At 65.8% G+C, this 15,582-nt stretch carries 13 protein-coding genes; 12 read left to right on the plus strand and 1 reads right to left on the minus strand.

The window, feature by feature from the left end; genetic code table 11:
- The first annotated feature begins 2 nt into the window (after positions 1 to 2).
- The 11 genes from ACCQ16_RS03920 to lpxC all read left to right on the plus strand — a co-directional run bounded on the left by ACCQ16_RS03920 (position 3) and on the right by lpxC (position 13,984).
- Entirely contained in the window at positions 3 to 1,478 is a 1,476-nt protein-coding gene (locus ACCQ16_RS03920; RefSeq protein ID WP_218498747.1) for a UDP-N-acetylmuramoyl-L-alanyl-D-glutamate--2,6-diaminopimelate ligase, read from the plus strand.
- Complete coding sequence (locus tag ACCQ16_RS03925) at positions 1,475 to 2,986, plus strand: UDP-N-acetylmuramoyl-tripeptide--D-alanyl-D-alanine ligase (protein WP_372380210.1); 1,512 nt, start codon at positions 1,475 to 1,477, stop codon at positions 2,984 to 2,986. The genes ACCQ16_RS03920 and ACCQ16_RS03925 overlap by 4 nt, the downstream gene beginning before the upstream one ends.
- Positions 2,976 to 4,061 carry a phospho-N-acetylmuramoyl-pentapeptide-transferase gene (gene mraY, locus ACCQ16_RS03930; RefSeq protein WP_003485285.1) on the plus strand — a complete coding sequence of 362 codons (1,086 nt, stop codon included), beginning with the start codon at positions 2,976 to 2,978 and terminating at the stop codon, positions 4,059 to 4,061. Before ACCQ16_RS03925 ends, mraY begins: the two co-directional genes overlap by 11 nt.
- Positions 4,061 to 5,437, plus strand: coding sequence for a putative lipid II flippase FtsW (ftsW, locus tag ACCQ16_RS03935; RefSeq protein WP_122273266.1), 1,377 nt, complete (start codon positions 4,061 to 4,063; stop codon positions 5,435 to 5,437). Before mraY ends, ftsW begins: the two co-directional genes overlap by 1 nt.
- Complete coding sequence (gene murG / locus ACCQ16_RS03940; protein WP_031421105.1) at positions 5,434 to 6,726, plus strand: undecaprenyldiphospho-muramoylpentapeptide beta-N-acetylglucosaminyltransferase; 1,293 nt, start codon at positions 5,434 to 5,436, stop codon at positions 6,724 to 6,726. The genes ftsW and murG overlap by 4 nt, the downstream gene beginning before the upstream one ends.
- The gene (murC, locus tag ACCQ16_RS03945) at positions 6,723 to 8,156 is read left to right on the plus strand and encodes a UDP-N-acetylmuramate--L-alanine ligase (RefSeq protein ID WP_011346425.1); all 1,434 of its coding nucleotides are present in this window, start codon (positions 6,723 to 6,725) and stop codon (positions 8,154 to 8,156) included. Before murG ends, murC begins: the two co-directional genes overlap by 4 nt.
- Entirely contained in the window at positions 8,153 to 9,109 is a 957-nt protein-coding gene (locus ACCQ16_RS03950; RefSeq protein ID WP_218196039.1) for a D-alanine--D-alanine ligase, read from the plus strand. The genes murC and ACCQ16_RS03950 overlap by 4 nt, the downstream gene beginning before the upstream one ends.
- A gap of 124 nt (positions 9,110 to 9,233) precedes the next feature.
- Complete coding sequence (locus ACCQ16_RS03955) at positions 9,234 to 10,061, plus strand: cell division protein FtsQ/DivIB (RefSeq protein WP_029818683.1); 828 nt, start codon at positions 9,234 to 9,236, stop codon at positions 10,059 to 10,061.
- Positions 10,058 to 11,293 (plus strand): cell division protein FtsA, encoded by a 1,236-nt coding sequence (gene ftsA, locus ACCQ16_RS03960; RefSeq protein WP_003485272.1) that lies wholly within the window; start codon positions 10,058 to 10,060, stop codon positions 11,291 to 11,293. The genes ACCQ16_RS03955 and ftsA overlap by 4 nt, the downstream gene beginning before the upstream one ends.
- A 306-nt stretch (positions 11,294 to 11,599) precedes the next feature.
- A complete protein-coding gene (gene ftsZ, locus ACCQ16_RS03965) occupies positions 11,600 to 12,838 on the plus strand; it encodes a cell division protein FtsZ (protein WP_008571978.1) in 1,239 nt (412 codons plus the stop codon).
- A gap of 234 nt (positions 12,839 to 13,072) precedes the next feature.
- The gene (lpxC, locus tag ACCQ16_RS03970; RefSeq protein ID WP_008571811.1) at positions 13,073 to 13,984 is read left to right on the plus strand and encodes a UDP-3-O-acyl-N-acetylglucosamine deacetylase; all 912 of its coding nucleotides are present in this window, start codon (positions 13,073 to 13,075) and stop codon (positions 13,982 to 13,984) included.
- 185 nt (positions 13,985 to 14,169) lie between these two features.
- On the opposite strand, the gene ACCQ16_RS03975 is transcribed toward lpxC, so the two are convergent.
- Positions 14,170 to 14,616 carry a DciA family protein gene (locus tag ACCQ16_RS03975; RefSeq protein ID WP_219195138.1) on the minus strand — a complete coding sequence of 149 codons (447 nt, stop codon included), beginning with the start codon at positions 14,614 to 14,616 and terminating at the stop codon, positions 14,170 to 14,172.
- Here ACCQ16_RS03975 and ACCQ16_RS03980 point away from each other — a divergent pair, their 5' ends adjacent.
- Positions 14,617 to 15,558: a M23 family metallopeptidase gene (locus ACCQ16_RS03980; RefSeq protein WP_008571813.1), complete on the plus strand. Its 942-nt coding sequence runs from the start codon at positions 14,617 to 14,619 to the stop codon at positions 15,556 to 15,558.
- Positions 15,559 to 15,582 lie beyond the last annotated feature (24 nt).

Here is a 15,582-nt window from a genome sequence, read left to right on the forward strand (position 1 = left end):
CCATGGCGCTTTCGCAGTTGCTGCCGGATGTGGCATTGACGCACGACGTGCAGGTGTCCGGGTTGGTGATGGATAGCCGCGCCGTGCGCCCGGGCGATGCATTCGTGGCGATCGCCGGTTTCGGTGCGCATGGTCTGGGCTTTGTCGAACAGGCGCGCGCCAATGGCGCGGCGGCGGTGTTGTTCGAGCCGCCGGCTCCCGACGGTCTGCCGGTCCCGGCCGATGCGATTGCCGTGCCTGGCTTGCGCGCGCGCCTTGGCGTGATGGCCGATCAATTTCATGGCCGGCCATCGCAGGCGATGCGCATGGTCGGCGTCACCGGTACCAACGGCAAGACCTCCACCGTGCAGCTGCTGGCGCAGGCCTTGACGCTGCTTGGTACGCCCACCGGCACGCTCGGCACGCTGGGCGTCGGTCTGTATGGCGCGGCCGTGCCGACCGGTTTCACCACCCCGCTGGTGCTGCCAACGCATGCCCTGTTGGCGCAGTTGCGCGATGAGGGTGCGCAGGCCGTGGCAATGGAAGTCAGCTCGCACGCACTCGATCAGGGCCGCGTGGATGCGGTGCATTTCGACGTGGCAGTGTTCACCAATCTCACCCGCGACCATCTCGATTACCACGGCGACATGGCGCAATACGGCGCGGCGAAGGCCAAGCTGTTCACCCGCGCGGGGTTGAAAGCGGCCGTGGTGAACTTGGACGATGGCTTCGGCCGCACGCTGTTCGCTGTGCTCGATCCCGCGCTGCGCGCAATCGGTGTGAGCTCGCGCGCGCATGCTGACGCCCGCGTGAGTGCGCAGGCACTGCAGCTGGACCACAACGGCATCAACTTTGCGTTGAATGTCCAGGGCCAAGTGCATCCGGTGCATTCGCCGCTGCTGGGCCGTTTCAACGTGGACAACCTGCTGGCCGTGGCCGGGGCGTTGTGGGCGATGGAGTTTGCGCCTGCGCAGATCGCCAGTGTGCTCGGCCAGTTGCAGCCCATCCATGGCCGCATGAACCGCCTCGGCGGCGCGCATGGCGCACCGTTGGTGGTGGTCGATTACGCACACACGCCCGATGCGCTGGAACAGGCATTGAGCAGCCTGCGTTCGCATGCGCAGGACCGCCTGATCTGCGTATTCGGCTGCGGTGGCGAACGCGACACCGGCAAGCGCCCGCAGATGGCGGCGATTGCCGAGCTCAAGGCCGACGTGGCGATCGTGACCGACGACAACCCGCGTGGCGAAGACGGCGATGCGATAGTGGCCGATATCCTGCGCGGCTTCGCGCGACCGGATGCCGCCATCGTGCAGCGCGACCGCGCCGCTGCGATCCATCAGGCCATCGGCATGGCCAGCCCATCGGACATCGTGTTGATCGCCGGCAAGGGCCACGAGCCGTATCAGGAAATTGCCGGTGTGCGGCACGCCTTCGACGACGCCCTCGTGGCGGCGCAGGCGCTGCTGCCGCGCACCGTGTTGGGAGTGCGGCCATGAAGCTCACGCCACTGTCGTTGATCGCACATTGGGCGGGCGGCGAGCTGCACGGCGACGACACCATGATCGATGCGGTCGGTAACGACACCCGCACGCTTGCCGACGGCAGCCTGTATGTGGCGCTGCGCGGCGAACGCTTTGATGGGCACGATTTCGCCACCGAGGCGGTCGCGCGCGGTGCCAGCGGTGTGCTGGTCGATCGCCTGCTGCCGGCGCTGAGCGTGGCGCAGGTGGGGGTGGACAACACCGAGCTGGCGTTGGCGCGCATCGCCGCCGGCATGCAGCGCGACCGCGCCACGCGTGTGCTTGCGCTGACTGGCTCCAACGGCAAGACCAGCGTCAAGGCGCTGCTGCTGTCGATCCTGCAGGAAGCCGGGCGCGTGGATGGCACCACCGTATACGCCACGCCGGGCAACCGCAACAACGAGATCGGTTTGCCGCTGGCGGTGATCGCCGCGCCCGACGATGCGGACTTTGCGATCTACGAAATGGGCGCCGGCAAGCCGGGCGATATTGCCTATCTCACCGAGATTGCGAAGCCGCATGTGGCGTTGGTCAACAACATCGCGCCCGCCCATCTGGAACGTCTGGGCAGCCTGCTTGGCGTGGCACGGACCAAGGGCGCCATCTACGCCGCGCTGCCCGCCGATGGCGTGGCGGTGATCAACGCCGACGACGCGTTCGGCATGTGGTTCGAACAGCAGTTGCAGAGCCAGCCGGTGCAGGGACGTCGCGTGTTGCGCTATGGCTTGCAGGCCAGTGCCGAGATCACTGCGCGTCAGCTGCGTCTGCACACCGGCGGCGCGCAGTTCACCCTGGTCACGCCGCAGGGCGAGGCGCCGATTGCGCTGCCGTTGCCGGGCCGCCACAACGTGCTCAACGCACTGGCGGCAACCGGGCTTGCACTCGGTGCCGGCATCGCCTTGCCGGTGATCGCCGACGGTCTGGCGCAGGCGCGCGCGGTGGCCGGCCGGCAGATCGCGCAGACCTTGCCCAATGGCGCGGTCCTGATCGACGACAGCTACAACGCCAACCCGGGCTCGCTGGATGCGGCCATCGATGCCTTGGCCGCCGCACCGGGCGAAGGCTGGCTGGTGCTGGGCGACATGCGCGAACTCGGCGCCGAAGGCGTGGCACTGCATGCCGCCGCGGGGCGTCGCGCACGCGCGGCCAAGCTGCAGCGGCTGTATGCGCTGGGCGAACTGAGCGCCGCTGCCGCGCACGCGTTCGGCGAGGGCGGGCGTGTGTTCGCCACGCACGCCGAGTTGATCGACGCCTTGCAGGCGGATCTGGTCGATGCCACCAGCCAGCGACAGCAAGTGCCGCAGCACGGATCAGGAAATACGCAGGAACATGCAGTGATTCACCAACAGCAATCGCCATCCACCAACGCGCTTCCGGGCGTCGCCTCCATCACGATCCTGATCAAGGGCTCGCGCGGTAGCGCGATGGACCGCGTCGTCACCGCGCTGCTCGCATCGGCGGAGGACGCATCCCATGCTGCTTGAGTTGGCCCGTTGGCTGCAGCAACTGGAGAGCCTGTTCGGGCTGTTCAACTATCTGACCTTCCGCGGCATCCTGGCTGCGCTGACCGCGCTGTTCCTGTCGTTGTGGATGGGCCCGGCGGTGATCCGCAAGCTCGCCCAGTTCAAGGGCGGCCAGCCGATCCGCCAGGACGGCCCGCAAACGCATTTTTCCAAGGCCGGCACGCCGACCATGGGCGGTTCGCTGATCCTGCTCACCGTCACCTTGTCGGTGCTGCTGTGGGGCGACCTGCGCAACCGCTACGTGTGGTTGGTGCTGGCAGTGATGATCTGCTTCGGTGCGATCGGCTGGTACGACGACTGGATCAAGATCGTCAAACGCGATCCCAATGGCCTGAAGTCGCGCTGGAAGTATCTGCTGCAGTCGATCTTCGGTCTGGCCGCTGGCTTGTTCCTGTACTACACCGCCGACGTACCGGCGGCGATCACGTTCTACATCCCGATGTTCAAGTCGATCGCGCTGCCGCTGGCCGGCGTGAGCTTCGTGGTGATCGCCTACTTCTGGATCGTGGGCTTCTCCAATGCAGTGAACCTCACCGACGGCCTGGATGGTTTGGCCATCATGCCGACCGTGCTGGTGGCCTGCGCGCTGGGCGTGTTCGCGTATGCCTCGGGCAACGTGGTGTTTGCCGAATACCTGAAAATCCCGCTGATTCCCGGTGCTGGCGAGCTGATCATCATCTGCTCCGCGATCGCCGGGGCAGGGCTGGGCTTTCTCTGGTTCAACACCTACCCGGCAATGGTGTTCATGGGCGACATCGGCGCGCTGTCGCTGGGCGCAGTGCTCGGCACCATCGCGGTGATCGTGCGTCAGGAGATGGTGCTGGTGATCATGGGCGGCGTGTTCGTGATCGAAACGCTGTCGGTGATGATCCAGGTGGCCAGCTTCAAGCTGACCGGCAAGCGCGTGTTCCGCATGGCGCCGATCCACCACCATTTCGAGCTCAAGGGTTGGCCGGAGCCGCGCGTGATCGTGCGCTTCTGGATCATTTCGGTGGTGCTGGTGCTGATCGGCCTTGCTACGTTGAAGGTGCGCTGATGAACGACATGTCCCGCCAGGCCACACGACTGGACGCCATCGGCGGCCGCTACGACCCGTGGCTGCTCGGGGCGGCAGTCACGCTCGCCTCGCTGGGCGTGGTGATGGTGGCGTCCAGCTCGATCGAACTGGAAGCCAGCCCGTTCTATTACCTGACCCGCCACCTGCTGTTCCTGGGTGGTGGCATCGCGCTGGCGTTCTGGGCGATGCGCACCGAGCTCAAGACCATCGAACAGCACAACCAGATGCTGTTGCTGGCCTGCTTTGTGCTGCTCGTGGTGGTGTTCGTGCCTGGCCTGGGCAGCACCGTCAATGGCGCCAAGCGCTGGATCAACCTGGGCGTGTCGCGGTTCCAGGTGGTCGAATCGGTGAAGGTGTTCTACATCATCTGGCTTGCGAGCTATCTGGTGCGGTTCCGCGACGAGGTCAACGCGACCTGGCAGGCGATGCTCAAACCGGTATTTGTGGTCGGCTTCTTGGTCGGCCTGTTGCTGCTGCAGCCGGACTTCGGCTCCTCGATGCTGCTGCTGAGCGTGACCGCCTGCATGCTCGTGCTGGGTGGTGCGCCGATCGGGCGCATCATCCTGCCGATCCTGCTGCTGCTGCCGGCCCTGGTGGCATTGGTGATCTTCGAGCCGTACCGCATGCGACGCGTGACCTCCTTCATGGACCCGTGGGTGGATCAGCTGGGCTCCGGTTACCAGCTGTCCAACGCCCTGATGGCCATCGGCCGCGGCCAGTGGACCGGCGTGGGCCTGGGCGCTTCGGTGCAGAAGCTCAACTACCTACCCGAATCGCATACCGACTTCATCTTCTCGGTGATCGCCGAGGAGCTGGGCTTTGTGGGCGTGTGCGGCGTGATCGGGCTCTACGCGCTGCTGGTCGGTCGCGCCTTCTGGCTGGGCATGCGCTGCGTGGAGATGAAGCGGCATTTCTCCGGCTATATCGCCTTCGGCATCGGCCTGTGGATCGCGATGCAGAGCTTCGTGTCGATCGGCGTCAACCTGGGCATCCTGCCGACCAAGGGGCTGACCCTGCCGCTGATTTCGTCGGGCGGCTCATCGGTGCTGATGACCTGTCTTGCGATGGGTGTGCTGCTGCGGGTGTCCTACGAAGCCGATCGCGCCGAGCGCCTGCGCAGCAAGTTGTCTCCGCAGGGCGCGGCCACCTCGCCAGCTGAGCCGGCCGAGCCGGTGGTCGATTCGGTGCCGCCGGCGTACGCGCCTGCGCACAAGCCGCAGCGCGACACTGGCGCTACGCCCACGCCGGCCGCTCCCCCGGTTGCCGCCGCCTACGTAGCGCCGGCGTCGGCCATCCTGCGCGGCACCAGCCGCATGCAACCGCGTGTGGAACCGACCTTCGGGAGGATTGCGTGAGCGTTTCTGCCCATGCCGCGCAAATGCCCGCACCGTCGTCTGCGATGATGCGGCCGGTCATGATTCTGGCTGGCGGCACCGGCGGGCACATCTTCCCGGGCTTGGCCGTGGCCAAGGTGCTGCGCGCGCGCGGCGTGCCGGTGACCTGGCTGGGCGCCGATGGCGCCATGGAAACCCGCCTGGTGCCACAGCACGATATTCCTATCGATACGCTGGCCATCAGCGGCTTGCGCGGCAAGGGCGTGGTGAAGCTGCTCGGTGCGCCGGTGCGGGTGATGCGCGCGGTGCGCGCTGCCGGCTTCGTGCTGCGCAAGCGCCGTCCGCGTGCGGTGATCAGCTTTGGCGGCTTTGCGGCCGGCCCGGGCGGCCTGGCTGCGCGCCTGCTCGGTGCGCCATTGCTGGTGCACGAACAGAATCGCGCCCCCGGCATGACCAACAAGGTGTTGTCGCGTTTCGCGCGCCGCGTGCTGACCGGGTTTCCGGGCAGCTTTGCTGGCGAAGAAGCGGTAGGCAACCCGGTGCGTGCAGAAATCGCTGCATTGCCGGCGCCGGCCGATCGCTTGGTGGGCCGCACCGGCCCGGTACGCGTGCTGGTGCTGGGCGGCAGCCAGGGCGCGCGTGTGTTGAACCAGGCGGTGCCGACAGCGCTGGCTGCACTGGGTCACCCGGAGGTCGAGTTGCGCCATCAGTGCGGCGAGAAGCTGCGCGCCGAAGCCGAAGCGGCCTACCTGCAGGCAGGCGTCAACGCCAGCGTCGAACCCTTCATCGCCGACATGGCCGCGGCCTATGCCTGGGCCGATCTGGTGGTGTGCCGCGCTGGCGCATCCACCCTGGCCGAACTATGCGCCGCCGGTGTCGGCAGCGTGCTGGTGCCGTTCGCCGCCGCCGTGGACGACCATCAAACCCGCAATGCCGAATACCTGGTCGGCGCCGACGCCGCCGTGCTGCTCAAGCAGGACGACAGCCTGGCAGTGCGCTTGCAGCAGGTGTTGCAGACGTTGCTCGCCGACCCGACTCGTCGCCTCTCGATGGCCAACGCCGCACGCACCCTGGCCAAGCCGGACGCCGCCGAGCGCATCGCCGACATCATTCTTCAAGAGGCCGGGAGTGGAGATGGCCAGCCTCCGGCTGTCCAAGAGCGAGCGGGATTGGGGATTCGCAACAAGCAAACGCACAAACAGGGCAGCATGCAGACATCCGTAAATGGCGACCGTTCGGCGCAGTTGATCGCCACCAATCCCCAATCCCGACTCCCCAATCCCGGCGCCTCCGCAGGAGGTGCCCCGTGATCCGCCGTCTGCAAGACAGTGGCGATTTGGTGCGGGCGTTCCCGCGCGTGCATTTCGTCGGCATCGGCGGTACCGGCATGAGCGGCATTGCCGAGGTGATGCTGACGCTGGGCTATGAAGTGTCCGGCTCGGACAACGCCGACAACGCGGCCACGCGCCGGCTGGCCAAGCTGGGTGCGCGCGTGATGCGCGGCCATTCGGCGGCCAACGTGCTGGGCACCGATTGCGTGGTGGTATCCAGCGCCATCCGCGAAGACAACCCCGAGTTGATGGAAGCGCGCAGCCAGCGCATTCCGATCATGCCGCGCGCGGCGATGCTGGCCGAGCTGATGCGTTTCCGTCGTGGCATTGCGGTGGCAGGCACGCATGGCAAGACCACCACCACCAGCCTGGCGGCTGCGGTGTTGAGCGAAGGCGGGTTGGACCCGACGTTCGTCATCGGTGGCCAGCTGCTGGCTGCCGGTGCCAACGCAAAGCTCGGTGGCGGCCAGTGGCTGGTCGCCGAGGCCGACGAGAGCGATGGCAGCTTCCTGCGCCTGAATCCGTTGATGGCAGTGATCACCAACATCGATGCGGATCACCTGGAAAACTACGGCAACGATTTTGCCCGCGTGCAGGCTGCATTCGCCGAATTCCTGCAGCGCCTGCCGTTCTACGGCCTGGCGTTGCTGTGCATCGACGACCCGGAAGTGGCTGCACTGGCCGGCAAGACGCCGCGCCACGTAATGAGCTACGGCATGAGCGAAAACGCCGACGTGCGCGCCGAAGATGTCGTGCAGGACGGGCCACGGATGCGCTTTACGCTGCGCCTGCCCGAAGGCACCACCACGCCGGTGACGCTGGCCCTGCCGGGCCGTCACAACGTGCTCAATGCGCTGGCGGCTGCCGCAATCGGCTGGCAGCTCGGCGTGGCGCCGGACACCATTGCGCGCGCGCTGGAAAACTTTGCCGGCATCGGCCGTCGGTTCAACGATCTGGGCGAAGTCACCACCAGCAGCGGGGCACGTGTGCGCGTGGTCGACGATTACGGCCATCACCCGCGCGAACTCGAAGCGGTGTTCGCCGCCGCGCGTGGCGGCTGGCCGGACAAGCGTCTGGTCGTCGCCTTCCAGCCGCACCGCTATAGCCGCACCCGCGACCAGTTCGACGCCTTTGCCGCGGTACTCAGCACGGTCGACGCATTGGTGCTGAGCGAGGTCTACCCGGCCGGCGAAGCGCCGATCCCGGGCGCCGATTCGCGCGCATTGGCACGCGCCATCCGTGCGCGCGGCCGCAGCGAGCCAGTGGTCGTCGGCCAGATTGCCGGGCTTGCCGAAGTGTTGCCGGACGTCCTGCAGGACGGCGACCTGCTGTTGATGATGGGCGCCGGCGATATCGGTTACGTGGCCCAGCACATCATCAGCAACGGGTTTGTCGGAGAGCAGGCATGAGCGCGTTGGTCGGCAACGTTCGCACCAGCGATCCGGCAGCCTTTGGACGCGTCGCCGTACTGCTCGGCGGCACCTCGTCCGAGCGCGAGGTGTCGTTGAATTCCGGCAGCAACGTGCTGGAGGCGCTGCGCGCGCGCGGTGTCGATGCGCAGCCGGTGGATGGCATTCCGGCGTTGGCCAAGGCATTGGTCGCGCAGCAGTTCGATCGCGTGTTCAACGTGCTGCACGGACATAACGGCGGCGGCGAAGACGGCATCGTGCAAGGCCTGATGGAAGCCTTCGGCGTGCCCTATACCGGCTCGGACGTGCTGGGCTCGGCGCTGAGCATGGACAAGATCCGTACCAAACAGGTGTGGCTGTCGCTGGGCCTGTCGACGCCGCGCTACGCGCGGCTGGCCGCTGGCGCCAGCGCAGAGGCAATCCATGCCGCTGCACAGCAGATCGGGTTGCCGGTCATCGTCAAGCCGGCCAACGAAGGATCCAGCGTCGGCGTCAGCCGCGTGTTCGACCAGGCGCAGCTCGAAGAAGCAGTGACCCTGGCGGCGCGCTACGACGGTGCGCTGTTGATGGAGCAGTTGATCGAAGGCGACGAACTCACCGTGGCCGTGCTCGGCGACACCGCGTTGCCGTCCATCCGCATCGTGCCCAAGGGCCAATGGTACGACTACAACGCAAAGTACATCGCCGAGGACACCCAGTACCTGTGCCCGGGCCTGGAAGGCGAGGCCGAAGCGCAGATTCGCCAACTCGCGCTGGACGCCTTCCGCGCTGCCGGCTGCCGTGGCTGGGGTCGCGTGGACGTGATGCGCGATGGCAGCAGCGGCCAGCTGTATCTGCTCGAAGTGAACACCGCTCCTGGCATGACCAGCCATTCGCTGGTGCCCAAGGCTGCCCGCCAACTCGACATCGATTTCGAAGAACTGGTCTGGCGCGTGCTGGAGCAGACGCTGTGACGCGGGGATTGGGGATTCGGGATTCGGGATTGGCCAACAGCGACGCGATGCGCGCCCTTGCTGTTGCTGCTGCCGTGACGAATCTCCAATCCCCAATGCCGAATCCCGTGTGCGGAGCACACCAATGAACGCCACCCTACGCATCCTGGCCTGGTTGCTCGCGCTGGCGTTGGTCGCGCTGCCGGTGGTGGCCGTGCTCAATGGCTGGGTCGGTGCCGAGCGTTGGCCATTGGCGAAGTTGCGCGTGTCCGGCGACTTCAAGCGGGTGCCGGCCGAAGAGTTGCGTACGGTGGTGTTGCCGTATGCGCGTGCCGGCTTTTTCGCGGTGAAACTGCAGCAGGCACAGGACGCCATTGCGCGGTTGCCGTGGGTGGAAAGTGCGCAGGTGCGCAAGCGCTGGCCCGATGTGTTGGAAGTGCACGTGACCGAGCACAAGCCGTTCGCGCGCTGGGGTACCGACCGCATGCTGTCCGAGCAGGGCCGGCTGTTTCGCACCCCGCCGCTGTTGAAGGATTTCAAGTTGCCGCAGCTTGGTGGGCCGGACAGCAAGACCCAGGACGTGGTGGCGCTGTACAACGAATCGCGCGCGCTGTTCGCACCGACCGGGCTGGATGTGGAGCGTCTTGAAATGGACGCGCGCGGCAGTTGGTCGCTGGGGCTGAGCAATGGCGTGCAGATCGTGGTCGGCCGCGACGATGCACGCGCACGGCTGCAGCGCTTCGCCCGCGTGCTGCCGCAGCTATCCGATCCACAGCGCCCGATCGCCCGCGCCGACCTGCGCTACACCAACGGATTTACCGTCGAACGGCAGCGATTGGAAAGTGGGGATTCGGGATTGGAAAAAGCGCAGCCCCGGCATCGCGCAGCACCTTCCGCACCTCCCGTCGCCCAGGCAGTTCCGCGTTTTCCCAATCCCGTATCCCGAATCTCGAATCCCGGCTTTAAGACATGAATCGCAAAGGCGACAAATCCCTCATCGTTGGACTGGACATCGGCACCTCCAAGGTCGTCGCGCTGGTCGGCGAGTACTCGCCCGGCAATCCGATCGAAGTGATCGGCATCGGTTCGCATGAATCGCGCGGTCTCAAGCGCGGGGTGGTGGTGGATATCGAATCGACCGTGCAGTCGATCCAGCGTGCGGTGGAAGAGGCCGAGCTGATGGCGGGCTGCGAGATCCGCTCGGTGTACGCCTCGATTTCCGGCAACCACGTGCAGTGCAAGAACTCGCCCGGCATCGTGCCGATCCGCGACGGCGAAGTGACCTGGAGCGATCTGGAACGCGTGCTCGACGCGGCCAAGGCCGTGGCCATCCCCGCCGACCAGCGCATCCTGCACGCGATTCCGCGCGAGTACGTGCTGGACGATTCGCAGGAGGGCATCCGCAATCCGGTCGGCATGACCGGCGTGCGCCTGGAAGTGCATGCGCACCTGGTGGTGTGCGCGCAGTCGGCCGCGGCCAACATCACCAAGTGCGTGCAGAAGTGCGGGTTGCAGGTCGACGATCTGGTGCTGTCGTCGCTGGCATCGTCGGTGGCGGTGCTGACCGCCGACGAACGCGAACTCGGCGTGGTGCTGGTGGATATCGGTGCCGGCACCACCGACCTGGCGGTCTACGTGCAGGGCGCGATCTGCCACACCGCCTCGCTGCCGATCGCCGGCGACCATGTCACCAACGACATCGCGCACATGCTGCGCACGCCGACGCCGGAAGCCGAGCAGATCAAGGTGCGTTACGCCTGCGCGCTGGCACAGCTGGCCACCGCCGAAGAAAGCATCCAGGTGCCGTCGGTGGGCGACCGCCCGCCGCGCCGCATGCCGCGCCACGCACTCGCGCAGGCGGTGCAGGGCCGTTACGAGGAAATCTTCGAGATGGTGCAGGCCGAACTGCGTCGTTCGGGCTTCGAAGAAATGGTGCGCGCCGGCATGGTGCTTACCGGCGGTGCCTCGAAGATGGAAGGCGTGGTGGAACTGGCCGAAGAAATGTTGCAGATGCCGGTGCGCGTGGGCATTCCGCAGCACGTCACCGGCCTGGGCGAAGTCGTCGGCAACCCGGTACACGCCTCCGGCGTGGGCCTGCTGCTGATGGGCAGCCAGATCGAACACCCGCGCCGGCCATCGATTCCGACCGGGCGCGCGGGCAGCTTGTTCAAGAAATTGAAGAATTGGTATCGCGGGGAATTCTGAATGCCGGGATTCGGGAGTCGGGATTCGGGATTGGAAAGAGCAAGAGCAAGAGCGAAAGGCAAAGCGGCGGCGGTTGCGAAGATTAAGTAGAGAGCGGCGAGCAGGTAGGCGATAAAATTATTTGCAGGCATTGCGTCGAGGAGTAGGTGACACGAGCCGTGGAGCGCAACAGCGAATCTACGGCCCCGGCACACGAATCCCGACTTTCAAACAACAACACTCGCCGTGGTGCGGAGTGGGCAGGGACCCTCGCTTGTGCGAATCCCCAATCCCCATTCCCCAATCCCGGCTCAAGAGGACACTGACATGGCACATTTCGAACTGATTGAAAAAATGGCTCCCAACGCGGTCATCAAGGTGGTTGGCGTCGGCGGCGGCGGTGGCAATGCCGTTGCGCACATGGTCAACACCAACGTCGACGGCGTGGAATTCATCACCGCCAATACCGACTCGCAGGCCATCAAGAACTGCGGCGCCAAGCTGCAGCTGCAGCTCGGCACCAACGTCACCAAGGGCCTGGGCGCAGGCGCGAATCCGGAAGTCGGCCGTCAGGCCGCGCTGGAAGATCGCGAGCGCATCATGGACGCGCTGCAGGGTGCGGACATGGTCTTCATCACCGCCGGCATGGGCGGCGGCACCGGTACCGGTGCGGCACCGGTCGTTGCGCAGCTGGCCAAGGAAATGGGCATCCTGACCGTGGCCGTGGTCACCAAGCCGTTCCCGTTCGAAGGCCGTCGCCGCATGCAGGTTGCGCTGAAGGGCATCGAGGAACTGAGCCAGCATTGCGATTCGCTGATCACCATTCCCAATGAAAAGCTGATCACCGTGCTGGGCCGCAACGCCACCATGATCCAGGCGTTCCGCGCTGCCAACGACGTGCTGCAGGGCGCCGTGCAGGGCATCGCCGACCTGATCGTGCGTCCGGGCCTGATCAACGTCGACTTCGCCGACGTGCGCACCGTGATGTCGGAAATGGGCCTGGCCATGATGGGCACCGGTTCGGCACGCGGCGACGATCGCGCGCAGGCCGCTGCCGAAGCCGCCATCCAGAACCCGCTGCTGGACGACGTGAACCTGGCCGGTGCCAACGGCATCCTGGTCAACATCACCGCCGGCCCGGACTTCACCATGTCCGAGTTCGACGAGATCGGCCGCACCATCGAAGCGTTCGCGTCGGAAGATGCCACCGTGGTCGTCGGTACCGTGCTCGACCCGGACATGCAGGACGAAGTGCGCGTGACCGTGGTGGCCACCGGCCTGAACCGCGCGGTTGCACGCCAGGCCCAGCGTCCGGACCAGCGCGCGCCGATCAAGCTGGTGCGCAACGCCACCACCGGCCAGCCGGAATTCGGCGACTTCGACACCACCAGCGGCGATGCGGTGTCCAAGGCCGTCGGTGGCAGCATGGGGCTGGGCCTGCGCCGTCCGAGCAGCGACTCGGTCGGCAGCGGCAGCCACAACGGCGGCGGCTCCTCGACGCCGGCGGCGGACCTGCCCAACGATTATCTGGATATCCCGGCGTTCCTGCGCCGCCAGGCCGACTGAGGATCGTCGGCTGCGTTGCTACGGTGACGCAGCCCGTCCCGCCCGGGGCCCGCTTCGGGTTGCACTGCCATGTCATGTCATTCCTGCCGGATCGGTGCCGATCCGGCAGCTTTTGTTATCGCGTGACTGACTGATTACGGTTGCCGTCACGCGCGACTTGTTAAAATTCGGATAATCTCAGCGATTAGACAGTCGGTTCAGCGTCTGTCTGCATTGTTCATCCAGACTTCGCATATGACCCAGCAACGCACTCTCAAGAACACCATTCGCGCCACCGGCGTCGGCCTGCACAGCGGCGACAAGGTGTACATGACGTTACGGCCGGCTCCGGTCGACCATGGCGTGGTGTTCCGACGGGTGGACCTGGAACCGGTCGTCGAAGTCCCCGCAGATGCCGAACTGGTCACCGAGACCACGCTGTGCACCGGGCTGACCTGCAACGGCGCCAAGATCCAGACCGTCGAACATCTGATGTCCGCATTGGCGGGCCTGGGTGTGGACAACGTCATCGTCGAGCTGTCTTCGGCCGAGTTGCCGATCATGGACGGCTCGTCCGGCCCGTTCGTGTTCCTGCTGCAGTCGGCAGGCATCGTCGAACAGAGCAAGCCCAAGCGCTTCATCCGGATCAAGCAGACGGTAGAAGTGCGCGACGGCGACAAGGTGGCGCGTTTTGAGCCCTACGAGGGCTACAAGCTCGGCTTCACCATCGAATTCAATCACCCGATGATTCCGGCCAAGCAGTCGCGCCAGGAAATCGAGTTCTCCACCTCGGCGTACGTCAAGGAAATTTCGCGCGCGCGCACCTTCGGTTTCATGCGCGACCTCGAGTACATGCGCGAGCGCAATCTGGGCCTGGGCGGTTCGATGGACAACGCCATCGTGCTGGACGAGTTCCGAGTGCTCAACGAAGACGGCCTGCGCTACACCAACGAATTCGTGCGGCACAAGATTCTGGACGCCATCGGCGACCTGTATCTGGCTGGCGGCGCCATCCTCGGCGCCTACGAAGGCTTCAAGTCCGGCCACGCCCTCAACAACAAACTGGTGCGTGCGCTCCTGGCCGACCAGACCGCCTGGGAATGGGTCAGCTTCCCGGAAGGCACCGAACAACCACCGGTCACCTACGCCAGCCCCGTCTACGCCTGATGTCAGGGAATGCCCTGGTTGGCGTTCAAAGTGTGAACGCGCTCGAATTTCAGGCCCTTTCTTAACATTTATTTAAGACTTCTCTAACTCCTGCGGGCCACATGCCCGCTAGGATGCGTCGGGTCGTGTGCGGTCTTCGCAACGCTTTCACGCACTGGCGGCCGCTCCGGATGGGCGACATGGCTTCACCGTTTGGTCGGTAACACGTCCTGCAGAGAAGCCAACGCGTCGCGCAAGCCTTTGTGCGTCGCCTCGGAAACAGGTTTGGGACGGTCGCGGTTCTGCTGCGTTGGGGAATGCAGCGGCACGGTTGCGGTCTTGACGGTCACCGCGGTGGCCTTCAGTCCGACGGATCGGGCGGCATCCAGGATTTGGGTTTCGGCAAGCCGCACCTTGGCATGCCAGACCGGCGAATCCACCAGAAAAACGAGCTGTTCGCCTCGGACATTGGCCAACCGGCAACGGGTCGCCAGATGAGGTGGTAACAGGGGGCGCAACTGCCGGTCCAGCGCATCGAGCCACAAGGCTCGGCGCAAGGGGTCGCCAGCCTTTTCCCCCAGCGCGGCCTCGATGGCCGGTTGTGGAGTGGAAAGGTTGCGTGCGTTGGACTTGGGCTTGGACATGACACTCATATGGCGTTGAAAAAAGTTGTAATCAAATCGCGGCAGACCCGGGCGCAGCGTGTGGCCCGACAGTTCCAGGACTTTGCAGCGGATCGACCGATGGTGGTGCTTGGCGCGGTATTGGGCCTGGGCATGTTGATCGGCGTCGGTGCCAGCACCGCCACCGGCATGGTGACCAATTCGGCGCTGCAGGCCAAGGTTGCGCAGCAGCAGGCCGAGCTGGCCCAGGCGCAGCGCGCCTCGCAGGCGCAGGTCAATGCACTGGCCGCCCGGCTGGGCGAGCTGCAGGCGCAAGCCACCCGCCTCAACGCGTTGGGCGAGCGCCTGACCGAAATGGGCAAGTTGAAGGACGGCGAGTTCGACTTCGACGAGCCGGTCGGCGTCGGTGGCGGCGATGAGCCGGTCAGCGACATGCCGGTGAAAGACCTCAAGGAGACGCTCGGGCAAGTGGAGCAGCAGTTCTCCGCCTCCGGCCAGCAATTGAACGTGCTGGCCTCGCTGATGTTCGATCATCAGCTGGAGCAGAATTCGGTGCCCTCGCGGATGCCGATCCGCAACACCTACATCACCTCCGGTTTCGGCGGCCGCGCCGATCCGTTCGACGGTGGTTCGGCCTTCCACAAGGGCGTGGACTTCCATGCCAACGTGGGCGACCCGGTGCTGTCGGTGGCCGATGGCGTGGTCAGCTACGCCGGCGTACGCGGCGGTTACGGCAACGTGGTCGAAGTGGATCACGGCAATGGCTATGTGACCCGCTACGCGCACAACTCGCGCCTGGTGGTGAAGGTGGGCGATCTGGTGCGCGCCGGCCAGCAGGTCGCGCGTGCCGGTTCCAGCGGCCGCTCCACCGGTGCACACGTGCATTTCGAGGTCTGGGCGGATGGGCGCGTGGTCAATCCGCGCAAATTCCTGGGCGAAGCCACGCCGGTGGGACGTCAGCGGCGCGGTTGACGGGGGCGCGGGCCGCGCTTGATT

It is taken from the genome of Xanthomonas sp. NCPPB 1062, assembly GCF_041481705.2.
In the GTDB taxonomy this organism is placed as follows: domain Bacteria; phylum Pseudomonadota; class Gammaproteobacteria; order Xanthomonadales; family Xanthomonadaceae; genus Xanthomonas; species Xanthomonas euvesicatoria.